The sequence below is a fragment of the Bacillus sp. SIMBA_026 genome (assembly GCF_046535335.1).
In the GTDB taxonomy this organism is placed as follows: Bacteria; Bacillota; Bacilli; order Bacillales; family Bacillaceae; genus Bacillus; species Bacillus velezensis.
This window is the reverse complement of sequence record NZ_JAWRWX010000413.1, coordinates 1-243: the sequence shown is the minus strand read 5'-3', so window position 1 is coordinate 243 and position 243 is coordinate 1. Positions and strand designations below refer to the sequence as shown.

Here is a 243-nt window from a genome sequence, read left to right as displayed (position 1 = left end):
CAGTATCCGGTCCTGCGTTGCTTGTCGTGCCGCTAGCTGATCCGTCCGTCGCTCCCCCGGAGTCCAGCGGTTTGACTTGCGTTTCGTTCGCGTCGTCCGATTTTTCTGTTCCTCCGACTCGCCTGTCATCGCTCGACGTTGTGCTTCCGCGGCCGCTCAGTTTTTGCGCAGCACGGCGCGCAACAAGTCCGCCCATTGAGTGTGTGACGATGATGACTTTGCCGGTAGAAATCCAATAGGAAC

1 protein-coding gene is annotated in these 243 nt (G+C 58.4%); it reads right to left on the bottom strand.

Annotation, left to right across the window (positions count from 1 at the left end):
• Window positions 1-243, bottom strand: a 243-nt coding sequence (locus SB847_RS22015; protein WP_410578864.1) for a lipase family protein, incomplete at both ends; no start/stop codon positions are given.